The sequence below is a fragment of the Bifidobacterium tissieri genome, assembly GCF_002259645.1.
Classification (GTDB): domain Bacteria; phylum Actinomycetota; class Actinomycetes; order Actinomycetales; family Bifidobacteriaceae; genus Galliscardovia; species Galliscardovia tissieri.
The window spans coordinates 18,832-32,868 of the sequence record NZ_MWWV01000003.1 but is presented as its reverse complement, the minus strand read 5'-3'; the positions used below and the strand labels follow the sequence as shown (position 1 = coordinate 32,868).

The window sequence follows — 14,037 nt, the reverse complement described above, 5'->3', positions numbered from 1 at the left end:
AGCCCCTTCCGAAGTCCCCTCCGAGAAGAAACTCCTTACTCGACCCCTTACTCGAAGTCAGCCCCGAGGGCGGCCAGCTTTCCGCGGAAGTCCGCGTAACCACGGTCGATCAGCGAGATGCCGCGCACCGTGGAGGGGCCTTCTGCTGCAAGAGCCGCGATCAGATGGCTGAAACCACCGCGCAGATCGGGCACATCGATGTCGCGCCCGGTGAGCGGGGTGGGTCCGAAGATCACGGCCGAATGCTTGTAGTTGCGCTGCTGGAAGCGGCACGGTAGGGAGCCGAGGCACTCGCGGTACAGCTGCACGGTGGCACCCATCTGCACGAGCGGCTTGGTGAATCCGAAGCGGTTCTCATACACGGTCTCGTGCACGATCGACAGGCCCTTAGCCTGGGTGAGCGCCACGACGAGCGGCTGCTGCCAGTCGGTCATGAAGCCGGGGTGCACGTCGGTTTCGATGGCAACGGGCTTGAGGTCGCCGCCCGGATGCCAGAAACGAATGCCCTCGTCCTGAATGTCGAATTCGCCACCGATCTTGCGGAACACGTTGAGGAAGGTCATCATCTCGGGCTGAGTCGCGCCCTTGACGAAGATGTCGCCGTGGGTGGCGAGCGCCGCCGACGCCCAGGACGCGGCCTCGATGCGGTCGGTGAGCGAGGTGTGGGTGAAGCCCTTGAGCTCCTTGACGCCTTCAATGCGGAAGGTGCGGTCCACGTCCACGGAGATCACGGCACCCATCTTCTGCAGCACGGACACAAGGTCCATGATTTCGGGCTCGATGGCGGCACCGGAGAGTTCGGTCTTGCCTTCGGCGAGCACAGCGGCGAGCAGGGTCTGCTCGGTGGCGCCGACGGACGGGTAGGGCAGGTGGATCTTGGCACCGTGCAGTCCGTTGGGCGCGGTGATGTGGATGCCGTCCTCGTGCTCCTTGTCGACGGTGGCGCCGAGCTTGCGCAGGGTGGCGAGGTGGAAGTCGATGGGTCGGCCGCCGATGGCGCATCCGCCGAGCGCGGGAATGAACGCCTCACCGAGACGGTGCAGCAGCGGACCGGAGAAGAGAATCGGGATGCGGGAGGAGCCGGACAGGGTGTCCACGTCGGCCACATTGGCGAGCTCCACGTGGGATGCGTCGATGGTCACGACACCGTCGGCACCGTTCACGTCCACGTTCACACCGTGCAGACGCAGCAGATCGGACACCACATGCACGTCGCGAATCTCGGGAACGTTCTTCAGCACGGAGACTCCCGGGGCGAGCAGCGCGGCGACCATCGCCTTGCTGACAAAGTTCTTGGCTCCGCGCACTTTGATCTTGCCGTTCAGCGGCTTGCCACCAACTACGCGCAACACATCATTCTCAGAATTCACGAACCGCTCCTTCGATGTCGTCGGAAATTCTTCCTGGTTCCTGGTTTCCACCGGCTTCTTCCGTTTTCCCGGGGAAAGACTATCTCTTAGTTTGCCATATCAGGTGTGGCGACTCAGTGAAATCGCCACTGGCATAGCATGTGCCCCTTGGCATCCGGCCGACCGCACGCCTCTGGCACACTCTTGTGGCATGCGTCGACCATGCCGCACTGTATGCCAATGGGATACATAGGATACATGCGGGATGCACAAACGAATGCACAAACGACGGTGAGCCTGGTGAGCCTATCGCACCTGCTTGATGCGCTGCGCGAGATCCGGATTCCACATGGCTCCGGTGGCGCTCATCACGGCATCCGCACCGGCGGCACGGTATTCGAAGTAGTCGGCCGGCTCGGTCACGCCACCCACACCCACGATGCCAAAGTCGAAACCGAGGCGTTCACGCAGTCCGGCGAGACGACGGACCATATCGAGTCCGCTGGGCTTGATCGCCGCACCGCACACGCCGCTGCGATCACGTCCGGCACCGGGCAGTGCCTGGTTGCCGTTGGCGTCGACAAGCTTCGCGGAGATGGTGTTGATCGTGGCGAAGCCCTGCACCAGGCCGCGTCCAGCCGTCACACGGACCATGTATTCAAGATCATCGTCGCTGGGCAGGTAGGCGAGTTTGACGATAAGCGGCACGTCGCCGATCGTGTTCTTCACGGCCTCGCAGATGGTGCTGACCTGATCGGGCGCATGGCACAGCAGTCGGTTATGCCCCTCGTTCGGGCAGCTGGTGTTCATCTCCATCACCTTGGCTCCGGTCTCGAGTACGAGTCGCGCGGTGACGGCGTGATCGGCCACGTACTGTTCGGCGGTCATGCCGTCCACACGGGAGCCTTGGAAACTGGGGACGAGCAACTGCCCGCGACCAGCGCGTTCCATGGCGCGCTGCATGTCGGGCTGCCACACGTCGGGGTCCTGCGAGGGCACGCCGAACGAGTTGGAAATGGAGATCGGGGTTTCGAATTCATGATCGGCGAGCACACCCTCGTCGCATTCGGCACTGCCGGGCGAAAGAATGCCGTCCGAGGCGGTCGGGTGCACGGCGAGCACGTTCGGGAACGGGTTGCAGCCCCACGCGCGCGAGCGCACGGTTTTGTACACGGCCAGGTCGAAGCCCATGCGGAACGCGCCGGTGGTGTAGCGCTCGTTGAGCAGCGGGCCGGCGGGAATACCAAACGGCAGGTCGACGGGCACGCCGAAGAACGATTCCGCGGGGGTTCCCTTACCTTCACCATCCTCACCCGCGCCGGCCGCGCTCACGTTCGCACCAGCACCGGATTCCACCGCGCGCTTCACCTGATCGTCGCTCACACCGGTCTTCGCATCGCCGCCGAGCACTTCGGCGAACGCGCCGAACGGCCCGAACCGATAATTGTCCTCGTACGTACGATCCACGTCATAGAACGGGATGGTGGTTCCCTCGCTCATGGTTTCTCCCTGTGATTCCCGTCGCCGTCATCCGCGTATCGCCCACCACTGATGTGCACGACCGCACGCGATGATCGTCGACTATGTCAGCATCTGTTTGATTGTACGTCCGGGGGCCGGAACGCCGCCTAGCGACGCCGACGCACGACGATCACGACCACCGCGCCGATCACGGCAAGCACGACCACGATCACTGCGATCGCGGCGACTTCCGTACCGGTTTTGGACAGCTGACTCTGGCTGGTCTGCCGAGTATCCGTGGTGACGGTTTTGTTGTCGGTCGGGATGTTAATGCCGGTGCCGTTCGAGCCCGACTGCACCGCGGCACCGTCATCGTCACCGTACTGCACTTCGTAGGCGATCGTGCCCACGATCACCTTGGCCGTGACGGCGTGGGTCTCGAGATCGCCGTCCTGCTCGCTGCCGGTCGTGACCGTGCCGGACACGGTGAACGTGCCGGGATTCCGATACGAATCGGCTGGGATCGCATCCCATGTTGCGGGCGCTTCGATCACATCACCGTTGGTCCACGTCACCTTGACCGTGCCGGGCATGGTCGGGGCCTTGCCGACGACGGTGGTCACGGATACGGTGTCGTCCACGGATTTCACGACGGCAGGCGTGACGGTCACGCGTACGTTCACGGTGCGATCGACCACGAGACCACCCAGCGTGAACGTGCCGCCGTCGCGCGTGCGATACCCGTCGAACTGTGGCCAGTCGATGGGTTCAAGACTGTCGTCGCCACCATCGTTCCACGACACCTTCGCGTTCACGGGCAGCTGCGGCTTGGTGCCGGACGCGGTCGTGACGCTCGTCTCGCCATCCACCACGACCCCCGTCACGGCCGCGCTGTGCACGATGACCGACGTCTTCACGCTGACGACGCCGTCAGAGGACGGCGACGAATTCGCGCTTGCGGACGCACCGGATGCCGTAGCGGCTCCGGCACCGCCCACGACGCTGCCCGCATTGGTCCCGGACGCAGTGACATCACCGGACTGTCCGGAAAGAAGTTTTTCGCACACGCCAACCGTATTGTTCGACGTGTTATTGTTCGACGCGTTGCCTGACGCGCCGTTCGCGACGCCGTTTGCGGCACTGTTCGCGGCACTGTTCGCCGTGCCATTCGACGATTTCGCATCACTGCCGGCGCTGTTTGCCTTGGAACCATTTGCCTTGGAACCGTCGGCGCTGGACCCGCCGTTGTTGTCGGAGTCGTCGCCCACACACACCGTTCCCGTCACGGTCACCGTGCGATCCTTGCCGGTGCGGTTGGAGAAGTCCACGCCGGAGGTGTTCCATGCGATGGGCGTCTGTGATTCACTGCCATCGGACCAGTGCGCGGTCAGTTTGGAGGGCAGTTTCGGCTTGTTTCCGGAGTTCGTCTCCGTGGGTTTCGACGGCTGATCCACGCTGGTGATACGCGTCGTCGACTCCGCCTCCGCCGATGCGGACGTCAGCGACGAACCTGACGACGTGGACTGTGCGGACTGCTCGGACTGCGTGGACTTGGATGCCGACTGCTGAGTCTGCGCGCCGGACGACGATCCCGCCACCGACTGCTGCGATGCCGACTGCGACACCGACGTTGAGGATTGCGAAACCAGAGACGTTCCCGCAAACGATCCCGTGGAAGAAGTGGAGTTGGATGCCGTCACGGATGATGCAGACGACACGGACGACGTTGACGACGTCTGTATGGGTTCGGCGACCATGTCCGCCGCGCTCGCCGTGGTCGAGAAGAGGCCGAACGTCGCGATCGCGGCCACGGAGGTCACGATCCCCGCGATTCGTCTCTTCCAGCCTTTTCCGCGCAGGCGCTCTAGGTCCATGTCTTCCTTTCCAATCCCCGTCCAAGGATATGCGTACCCGTCATGATACCCGCGGCGACGGATTCGCCTGATCGATACTGATCGTTTCCCCCGTTTCCTTCGCATTCCCCACGCATCACGCGTGCACCGTTACGTGGGCCGCACACGGCCCACGTAACGGTGCGCGAAATCGTTGCAATTTCAACGTTTTCGCGAGGTGCGTTACACGGGTCGCACGGCCCACGTAACGAAACACGGCCCACGTAACGCTGTCGGGTGTTACGTGGGCCGCAGTTATACGTATACGGGGCGCTAATGTCGATCAGCCAACGGTCCCGGCCCGGCAATTGCAGACGGCCTGACGGCCGCGCTTTACCGGCTCCGCCGCGGTATTGACCGCGACTCCGCCCGGGACCTGGGCAACAGTTCACTGGACTGTTGCCCAGGCTGATCGAGACGGCTAGTCTCGATCAGCCAACGGTCCCGGCCCGGCAATTGCAGACGGCCTAACGGCCGCGCTTTGCTGGCTCCGCCGCGGCATCCAGCCACGGCTCCGCCCGGGACCTGTGTGACAGTCCACCGGACTGCCATACAGGCTGATCGAGACCATTAGTCTCGATCAGCCAACGGTCCCGGCCAGTTGTCGGACTCCGGCTCGCGGGCGGATGCGACGGGCTCTTCGGGCAGATGACGGGCCGGCAGCGTGGTCGGCTTGAACGGGAACTTCTCCGCACGCATCTTCTCGTACGCCACGATGTCATCCTCATGGCGCAGCGTCAGATCGATGTCGTCGTAACCATTCATCAGACGCCAACGCACGTAGTCGCCCACCTCGAACGGCAGGGTCACGTCGCCGCAGGTCACGGTACGCTCGCCCAGATCCACGGTCATCTCGCGACCGGGCTCCTCCTCGAGCAGCTTCCACAGCAGTTCGATGGACTCCATCGGCATGATCGCGGCCAGCACACCGTTCTTGGCGGTGTTGCCGTAGAAGATATCGGCGAAGCGCGGCGCGATCACCACGCGGAACCCGTAGTCGTGCAGCGCCCACACGGCGTGCTCACGGGACGAGCCGATGCCGAAGTCAGGGCCGGCCACCAGAATCTTGCCGCTGCGATACGGCTCCTGATTGAGCACAAAATCAGGATCACGACGCCACGCGTAGAACAGTGCGTCGTCGAAACCGGACTTGGTCACACGCTTGAGGAACACGGCCGGGATGATCTGATCGGTATCCACGTTCGAACGACGAAGCGGCACACCGACACCGGTGACAACAGTGAGCTTTTCCATTTACAGTCTTCTTTCACGTTTTCCAGAGTCCTGCCGGGCCGCCGACGTCCACGTATACGACGTGCGTCAGCCGCCCGACGGACAGGCCTTACAGGCCGGGCTTACAGATCGGTCAGATAGTCAGATCGGTCACAGGTCGGCCGGGCAGGAGATGGTGCCGCGGATGGCCGTAGCGGCGGCCACGGCGGGCGATGCCAGATGCGTACGGCTGCCCTTGCCCTGACGTCCTTCGAAGTTACGGTTCGACGTGGAGATGGAGCGCTCGTCCGCCACCATCTTGTCGGGGTTCATGCCCAGGCACATGGAGCAGCCGGCGTTGCGCCATTCCGCACCGAAGTCCTTGAAGATCTTGTCGAGTCCTTCCTTCTCCGCCTGCAGGCGCACACGGGAGGAGGCCGGCACCACGAGCACGCGATGCAGGTTCTTGGCCTTGTGATGACCCTTCATGATCGCGGCGGCGGCGCGCAGATCCTCGATGCGGCCGTTCGTGCAGGAGCCGATGAACACGGTGTCCACGGCGATCGACTTGATCGGCTGGCCCGGCGTAAGTCCCATGTACTTGATGGCGCTTTCCGCGGCAATGCGCTTGGTCTCGTCGGTGATGGTCTCCGGATCGGGCACGTTGGCGGTGATCGGCAGGCCCTGACCGGGGTTGGTGCCCCACGTCACGTACGGCTGCAGGTCCTCGGCGCGCAGCGTCACTTCCTTGTCGAACACGGCGTCGTCGTCGGTCTTGAGTGTCTTCCAGTATTCGACGGCCTTATCCCACATCTCGCCCTGCGGCGCGTGCGGACGGCCCTTGAGGTATTCGAAGGTGATCTCGTCGGGGCTGACCATGCCGGCGCGCGCACCCGCCTCGATCGACATGTTGCAGATCGTCATGCGGGCTTCCATGCTGAGCTTGTGGATGGCCTCGCCGCGGTATTCGATCACGTGGCCCTGACCGCCGCCGGTGCCGATCTTCGCGATGATGGCAAGAATGATGTCCTTGGCGGTCACGCCTTCGGGCAGTTCGCCCTCCACGTTCACGGCCATGGTCTTGAACGGCTTGAGGCTCAGGCACTGGGTGGCCATCACGTGCTCCACCTCGCTGGTGCCGATGCCGAATGCGAGCGCGCCGAACGCGCCGTGCGTGGAGGTGTGGGAGTCGCCGCACACCACGGTCATGCCGGGCTGGGTGAGGCCGAGCTGCGGGCCCACCTGATGCACGATGCCCTGATCGGCGTCGCCGAGCGGGTGCAGACGCACGCCGAACTCCTTGCAGTTCTTCTCGAGCGTGCTCAGCTGGGTGGCGGAGGTCTTGTCGGGGTTCGGCTGATCGATGTTGACCGTCGGCGTGTTGTGGTCCTCGGTGGCGATGAGCAGGTCGGTGTGACGAGGCTTTCGACCGGCCAGTCGCAGTCCTTCGAAGGCCTGCGGGCTGGTGACCTCGTGCATGAGCATGAGATCGATATAGATCAGATCCGGTTCGGCGTTCTCGCCCTTGCGAACGAGATGGTCGGCCCAGACTTTCTCGGCCAATGTGGTTCCCATAACAACCTCCTGGAGTCAGGGTTTTTCAACGTTTCCAACGTCTGTACAGCATCCGTCGGTGGCGGTTCCTCATCGATTTCTTCAGTCGGCTGCTCCTACGAACAGCCCAGTCACATTGAGTATGGTGCGTCGGCCAAATTCGAGACTTTTGCATTTCACATTCTGAGATGGCATAATCCCAATCATGGCAATCGAAAACGGCGCGACTTCAACGGTGGGACCGGTGCAGACGAAAAAAGATTCAGCAAAAGTATTGACAAATCAGCGAAACGCCTCAAACTCAAGTGCGCAGACCGATGAGACGGGTGCCGAACGCACCATCAACGGCCGCAAGGAAGTGCATTCCGGCGTCGGCGTGCTCGACAAGACCGCGAAGATCCTCGACACTCTGGAGGGCGGTCCGGCCACGTTGGCGCAACTGGTGAACGAGACGGGACTGGCCCGACCGACGGCACACCGTCTTGCGATCGCATTGGAAAAGCACCGCTTCATCGTACGTGATCAGCACGGTCGATTCGTGCTTGGGTCTCGCTTCGCGGAATTGGCCGCGGCGGCGGGCGAGGATCGTCTGCTCACGGCATGTGGTCCGATTCTGCAGACGCTGCTTGATCGCACCGGCGAATCGGCGCAGATCTACCGTCGTCAGGGCGACCAGCGTGTGTGTATCGCCGCGGTGGAGCGTTCGAGCGGTCTTCGTGACTCCATTCCGGTGGGCGCGATCCTGTCGATGGAGGCCGGTTCGGCGGCGCAGATCCTGCTCGCGTGGGAGGATCCGGAGCGTATGCATCAGGGCCTTCGCCGGGCGAAGTTCACGGTAGCGAAGCTCACGACCGTGCGCAAGCGCGGCTGGGCGGAGTCGGTGAACGAGCGAGAGCCGGGCGTGGCTTCGGTGAGCGCCCCGATCCGCAACGCCTCCGGTCAGGTGATCGCGGCGATCTCGATCTCGGGCCCGACGAACCGTATGGGTACCACGCCGGGGCAGCATTTCGCCCCGCTGGTCATGGCCGCCGGCAAGTATCTATCCGACGCGCTGATCCGCGCCCACGCCGGCGCTGGCATGTAATCGGCAGCCAATCCGCAGACGGGCATTCGTAGCCCGATCGCCTTTATATCGAAATCCCCCGTGTCGCTGCAAACGCTTCGGCACGGGGATTTCGCGTTTCCGCTACTTCCGTTTTCCCGTAAAGCCCAGCGACGCCACTGCGGCGGCGAAGGCGGCGGCGAGCGTGGCGAGGGTTCCCGGCTTGCGCATCAGGTTCCATGCATCCCCCGGATTGGTCGGGACGTGGCTCATCGCGAACGTATACACCTTGCGCGACGACGGTTTACCGACGATATCCCCGAACTCGAGCAGCTGCGTTCGCGGCTCGTACGGGTGACGGATGTCGAATTCGAACAGTCTGGCCGCACGCTTGGATGGCACGGGACCGTACGCGCCGAATCCGCAGGTGGGTGTGGCACCGAGCATGATGCCTTCGGTCGTGCCCACGAAGCCATTGCGATGATCATGACCGGCAAACAGGCCGAAGTAACCGTCGGTCTCCTTCATGATGTGGAATTCGCCGCAATCCACGTCGGGGCAGCTCACCCCCTCGCCCAGATAGCCGCCGGGCAGTGTCTTGCCCTCGTCAAGCACGTAGCAGGAGCCGTCGAAGCTGCGGTAACCCTGAATCGCGTACGCGGTGGTGGGCGGCACGGGCGTGAGCAGGTCGTAGAACTGCGGGATGGGAATGTGCTGGAAGATCAGCGATTTCGCCTCGATGGCCGACGGCACGGCATCGAGAAAGTCGAGCGCACGCTGGCTCGGGGCACCGTAGCCGCCGGACTGCGCGTAGTCTCCCGAATCGAGCAGTACCAAGCCCATGACGTTGCGCTTGCGTTCCTCGTCGGCGACCGGCAGGGCGAAGGTGCCGGGTTCGCACGCGTACGCCGTCTGATCCTTGAGCAGACCGTTGGCGTCGGCGGGCTGTGCCGCGATGGCACCGATCTGCTCCGGCGCGGCCATGACCGGGTTCACGCAGCCGGGGAATTCACGATAGATGGCGTCGAGTTCGGCATTGTCAAGCCCGCACTGGAAATCATGATTGCCGTAGGTCACGGCGAAGGGGATCCCCCGATCGATCAGCGGCTGCAGGAACTGGCGGATGCACCCGCGCACGAGTTCACGTGTATGGTCGAGCTCCGCCGCGTTCGTCGCCCCCTCCTTCGGATAATCCCACGCACGTTTGCGGAAGGTCTTGGCATAGGCGGAATCGTATCCGGCGATCTGGTCGCCGGTGAACACCACAAGGTCGGGCCGGGCGGCGTCGCAGGCGGCCTCGATTAGGCGGATCGTGTCGGATGACACCTTGGGCCCGTCCTGAATATCGGCGAGTTGCAGCACACGAAACTTGCCGGAACGGTGGAATTGAAGACGTCCGAGTTTGGCGGAGACGGAGATGGGTCGTTCATCGTCGGCCGATCCACGCTGAATTCGTTCACTCATACCCACAACCCTACTTCACTCAACCTGAGAATCAACCGAACGATGTCGCGACGTGGGCGACAGGCCAAATTGCACGTCCGGTGCCTGGCTGTTCGGTCTGGGTGCGGAACCTGCCGCATCCTCGCCCCCATACCGCCGTATTGCGAAGCACCGGCGTCACCCTCGACCGGGGAAGGTGCCCATCGGACGCACACGCACGGCAAACAGGCATCGGGAAGGATACTCCATGCTCATCGGACGCACGCCTACGTCGAACAGGCATCCGGCGGCACCTATGCCAGTGCCGGAATAACAAAAAACCTCGCGAGATCTATGTGATCTGCGAGGTTATTCGCTGGGGTACCTGGACTCGAACCAAGAATGGATGAACCAGAATCACCTGTGTTGCCAATTACACCATACCCCAATTGGCAAGCAAAACAGCCCTTGGCGAACTGTCTTGTCGTCGTACCCCCAACCGGATTTGAACCGGTGTTGGCGCCGTGAGAGGGCGTAGTCCTAGACCGCTAGACGATGGGGGCGTATTCACTTTTCAGTGGTCACGGCGTGAACCGCAACGAGTGATTAATATACGCGTGCACTCACACATGCGCAACTCACGGCGTGTCGTTAGTATTTCCAACGTTTTCCCAACACTTTCTGCCACCACCCGTCTCCTCCACTGGCTCACAACATCAACATACGCGTCGGCACGGTGAATCAAAATGCCCGTCGTACACCCTTCGCCCGACTGCGCCGTCAACATACGGGCCCAAAAAGACGAAATCCATGATTCGTAGTGGTTTACGGACGTTTCGCCGCCTCCAAACGTCCGCAAACCACTACGAATTGCCGATATCGTCCATTTCAGCCCGTATTGTTCGCGCCTATTCGCGACGACAACCGTACGCCCGGCCCGCATACCCAAGCCGCATGCACCGCGCCCAGTCCTCACGAGCTTCGCCGCACCCAGACCGCGCACACCTAAGTCTGCGATAACAAAAAAGGACTCCGACACGTACTGCCGGAGTCCTTGCTGGTACCCCCAACCGGATTTGAACCGGTGTTGGCGCCGTGAGAGGGCGTAGTCCTAGACCGCTAGACGATGGGGGCATATTCACTTTTCAGCGGTCACGGCGTGAACCGCAACGAATTAATAATGTACGGGACGATTCCATATCCGTCAACCACGGCGTGTCACATTGTGACCCTTCGGTTGACAAACCCGGTTTTCGTGATCTCCGCAAGGCGTAATGGCCGGTATGGAGAAGCCGCATCCCCGATCACGAACTACAGCATGCAGTCCGACGGTCGAAGGTGCGGCTCACTCGAGTATGCGATCGCGCGAATATGCGCGTGACCGATGCACATCAATCCCGCTGACGGCACATCAACACATCAGCACGCCAACCACGCCAGCACATCCGCGCCCGCACCGGATCACAGGTGCTCGCGCAGACCCTTCAGACGGGCGACGGTCACATCCTTGCCGACGATCTCCATCGACTCGAACAGCGGCGGGGAGACGCGGCGGCCTGACATGGCCACGCGGACCGGGCCGAACGCCAGACGCGGCTTGAATCCGCCGTCCTCCACCAGCGCCTTGTTGAGCAGCTCGTGCAGGGAGTCGGTCTTCCACTCGGACTCGTCCACGGCCTCCAGCGCGGCGATGGCCTTGTCGAGCACCTCGCCGGCGGAATCCTTGAGCTGCTTGCGGGCGTCGTCGTCGGGCTCGATGTAGCCTTCGGTCGACAGCAGCGAACCGGCCATGCCGGCCACCTCGCCGAGCAGACGCACTCGCGGCTGCACCAGCGGCGCGGCGGCAGTCAGCACGGTCTTCTCACGATCGGTAAGCGCATCCCAGTTGTCGGCGGACACCACGCCGTCGCGGTGCAGGTACGGCACGGAACGGTTGAGGAAGTCCTGCGGCTCGAGCGCACGGATGTGCTCGGCGTTGATGGCGATGGCCTTGTCGATGTCGAAGTGGGCCGGGTTGGCCTTCACGTCGCGCACGTCGAACTTCTCGACCATCTCGTCCATGGAGAACACGTCCTGGTCGGCGCCGATGGACCAGCCGAGCAGGGCCAGGTAGTTGAGCAGACCCTCGCGGATGAAGCCGTGGTCGCGGTGCAGGAACAGGTTGGACTCCGGGTCGCGCTTGGACAGCTTCTTCTTGCCCTTGCCCATCACGTACGGCATGTGTCCGAACAGCGGCATCTCCTTGGCGATGCCGAGCTCGATCAGGTCGCGGTAGAGCACGATCTGACGCGGGGTGGAGCTGAGCAGATCCTCGCCGCGCAGCACCACGTTGATGCGCATCAGTGCGTCGTCGACCGGGTTGGTGAGCGTGTACAGCGGGTCGCCGTTCGGACGCACGATCACGTAGTCCGGCACGGAACCGGCCTTGAACTCGATGCGGCCTCGGATCAGATCGTCGAACGCGATGTCCTCGTCGGGCATGCGCAGACGGATCGCGGGCTGGCGGCCCTCGGCGCGGAAGGCTTCCTTCTGCTCCTCGGTGAGGTTGCGATCGTAGCCGTCGTAGCCGAACGCCTTCGGGCGACCGGCGGCCACGTTGCGGGCCTCGATCTCCTCGGGAGTGGAGAAGGACTCGTAGGCATAGCCGGCTTCGAGCAGCTTGGCGGCCACGTCCTTGTAGATGTCGCCGCGCTCGGACTGACGGTACGGGCCGTCGGGACCGCCGACCTCAACACCCTCGTCCCAGTCGAGGCCGAGCCAACGCAGGGCGTCGAGGATCTGGTTGTAACTCTCCTCGGAATCGCGCTGCGCGTCGGTGTCCTCGATACGGAACACGAACGTGCCATGCGTGTGACGGGCCTCGGCCCAGTTGAACAGTGCGGTGCGGACCATGCCCACGTGCGGGGTGCCGGTGGGCGACGGGCAGAAGCGCACACGAACGTCCTTGGGAAGTTCGGGCTTTGCTTCGGACTTTGCGTTTTCAGAATGCTCTTCAGTCATGCGTCCTATTCTGCCCCGCCGACACGACGGTATCAACCGGTCATCGACGCCGTGAGGATCGCGATAGGGACAGTATGCAGTCGGCGATCATGATGCTCAGCATCAGACCGGTACCGATCAGGCAAATAACGGCCGTGGAATCACCTACGGCCGATCGCTGGTCATACATGGGCCAAGTGACCGCGGTCGCGGCACCAGGACCGGGACCATACACGCATTGGACGTCGCCGGCCGCGTTCACTTGTTTCCGTATATATCGCGATCCCAGTCGTTGCGCCTGATCTTCGGCACCGTCCTCGGCACCGGTTGCCGAGGACGCTCCGACGGCATCATTCAGGGCCCGCAACACCGCTGTTTTTTCTGCGGAATCAGACACCACCGGAGACGATTCCTTGTCGATGATCGTTTCGCCCTGCCATGCGGTCAAGCAGTGATCTTCCGTCTGTATCACATGGCAATAGGCGGAAAATGTCATGAGCATCAGTATCGATACCACGGCAAAGAATACACAATGACAACCGTGACGTATTACCGCGAATGCGTGTATCCCAGAATCGGATTGCCTTTTTTGCTCTACGTTTTGCCACATGTTTTGCCATACGGAATGGCATATTATTTTGAACGCAATAAGCAGCGCAACGGCAACCACCGTCATGGAGACAACGGAGATCAGCGAAACCATTCCGCCTGTCTTCGCGGGGACGATAGTCGTCGCAGTCGCCTCAATCGACTCGCTTCCAGTGGAATACATGACGCATTCCACGGAAATCCATGGCGACGGCAATGACAACAATGCATCCGCCCCGACCAAGTCACCGATCCGTAGAGCAGTCACCCGGGCCTCTCCCCATGTCGACACCGTGACGGCACCGTCGATACCCGGTCTGGTCGAAAACGCCGATTCCCCACAAGCGTCTCGGTTGGAAATACCCAGCGCAACCAGCAACGCGGCCGCATACGCCACCATCCCCGCAATCATCGCAACAAACGAACCAACTGCACCAAACACCACGGTCTTCGTGGCCGTATTTGCGGCCGTATTTGCCGACGTATTCCTATTGTTCATGCCCCCCCCAAAAAAAGATCGATGAAATTCAATAATTAT

At 62.4% G+C, this 14,037-nt stretch carries 9 protein-coding genes and 3 tRNA genes; 1 reads left to right on the top strand and 11 read right to left on the bottom strand.

The annotated features are described in order from the left end of the window. Window positions 1-47 precede the first annotated feature (47 nt). From murA to leuC, 5 genes are all read right to left on the bottom strand, one after another. Window positions 48-1,370: a UDP-N-acetylglucosamine 1-carboxyvinyltransferase gene (murA, locus tag BTIS_RS01835; protein ID WP_094662124.1), complete on the bottom strand. Its 1,323-nt coding sequence runs from the start codon at window positions 1,368-1,370 to the stop codon at window positions 48-50. A 285-nt stretch (window positions 1,371-1,655) separates the two neighbouring features. Further along, on the bottom strand, window positions 1,656-2,849 hold the full coding sequence (locus BTIS_RS01830) for a beta/alpha barrel domain-containing protein (RefSeq protein WP_094662122.1): 1,194 nt from the start codon (window positions 2,847-2,849) through the stop codon (window positions 1,656-1,658). 128 nt (window positions 2,850-2,977) lie between these two features. Continuing rightward, window positions 2,978-4,684 (bottom strand): Ig-like domain-containing protein, encoded by a 1,707-nt coding sequence (locus tag BTIS_RS01825; RefSeq protein ID WP_158216809.1) that lies wholly within the window; start codon window positions 4,682-4,684, stop codon window positions 2,978-2,980. 588 nt (window positions 4,685-5,272) lie between these two features. Next, entirely contained in the window at window positions 5,273-5,956 is a 684-nt protein-coding gene (gene leuD, locus BTIS_RS01820; protein WP_094662118.1) for a 3-isopropylmalate dehydratase small subunit, read from the bottom strand. Between the two features lie 129 nt (window positions 5,957-6,085). Continuing rightward, window positions 6,086-7,489 carry a 3-isopropylmalate dehydratase large subunit gene (gene leuC, locus BTIS_RS01815; RefSeq protein WP_094662116.1) on the bottom strand — a complete coding sequence of 468 codons (1,404 nt, stop codon included), beginning with the start codon at window positions 7,487-7,489 and terminating at the stop codon, window positions 6,086-6,088. A 319-nt stretch (window positions 7,490-7,808) separates the two neighbouring features. Between leuC and BTIS_RS01810 the strand changes: the two genes are divergently transcribed. Continuing rightward, complete coding sequence (locus tag BTIS_RS01810; RefSeq protein WP_223848281.1) at window positions 7,809-8,552, top strand: IclR family transcriptional regulator; 744 nt, start codon at window positions 7,809-7,811, stop codon at window positions 8,550-8,552. Window positions 8,553-8,654: 102 nt separating this feature from the next. Here the strand turns inward: BTIS_RS01810 and BTIS_RS01805 are convergent, their stop codons facing one another. From BTIS_RS01805 to BTIS_RS01780, 6 genes are all read right to left on the bottom strand, one after another. After that, the gene (locus BTIS_RS01805) at window positions 8,655-9,974 is read right to left on the bottom strand and encodes a metallophosphoesterase family protein (protein ID WP_094662112.1); all 1,320 of its coding nucleotides are present in this window, start codon (window positions 9,972-9,974) and stop codon (window positions 8,655-8,657) included. Window positions 9,975-10,308: 334 nt separating this feature from the next. Further along, a tRNA-Gln gene (locus BTIS_RS01800) sits at window positions 10,309-10,380 on the bottom strand. Between the two features lie 42 nt (window positions 10,381-10,422). Then, window positions 10,423-10,495, bottom strand: a tRNA-Glu gene (locus BTIS_RS01795). Between the two features lie 495 nt (window positions 10,496-10,990). Beyond that, window positions 10,991-11,066: transfer RNA gene (locus tag BTIS_RS01790), tRNA-Glu, on the bottom strand. 327 nt (window positions 11,067-11,393) lie between these two features. Next, the gene (gltX, locus tag BTIS_RS01785) at window positions 11,394-12,932 is read right to left on the bottom strand and encodes a glutamate--tRNA ligase (protein ID WP_094662110.1); all 1,539 of its coding nucleotides are present in this window, start codon (window positions 12,930-12,932) and stop codon (window positions 11,394-11,396) included. Between the two features lie 40 nt (window positions 12,933-12,972). After that, window positions 12,973-13,998, bottom strand: coding sequence for a hypothetical protein (locus BTIS_RS01780; protein WP_094662108.1), 1,026 nt, complete (start codon window positions 13,996-13,998; stop codon window positions 12,973-12,975). Window positions 13,999-14,037: the final 39 nt, after the last annotated feature.

Coding starts and splice junctions, on each gene's coding strand:
- BTIS_RS01830 (WP_094662122.1), bottom strand. CDS start 2,849: ATGAGCGAGGGAACCACCATCCCGTTCTATGACGTGGATCGTACGTAC.
- BTIS_RS01825 (WP_158216809.1), bottom strand. CDS start 4,684: ATGGACCTAGAGCGCCTGCGCGGAAAAGGCTGGAAGAGACGAATCGCG.
- leuD (WP_094662118.1), bottom strand. CDS start 5,956: ATGGAAAAGCTCACTGTTGTCACCGGTGTCGGTGTGCCGCTTCGTCGT.
- leuC (WP_094662116.1), bottom strand. CDS start 7,489: ATGGGAACCACATTGGCCGAGAAAGTCTGGGCCGACCATCTCGTTCGC.
- BTIS_RS01805 (WP_094662112.1), bottom strand. CDS start 9,974: ATGAGTGAACGAATTCAGCGTGGATCGGCCGACGATGAACGACCCATC.
- gltX (WP_094662110.1), bottom strand. CDS start 12,932: ATGACTGAAGAGCATTCTGAAAACGCAAAGTCCGAAGCAAAGCCCGAA.
- BTIS_RS01780 (WP_094662108.1), bottom strand. CDS start 13,998: ATGAACAATAGGAATACGTCGGCAAATACGGCCGCAAATACGGCCACG.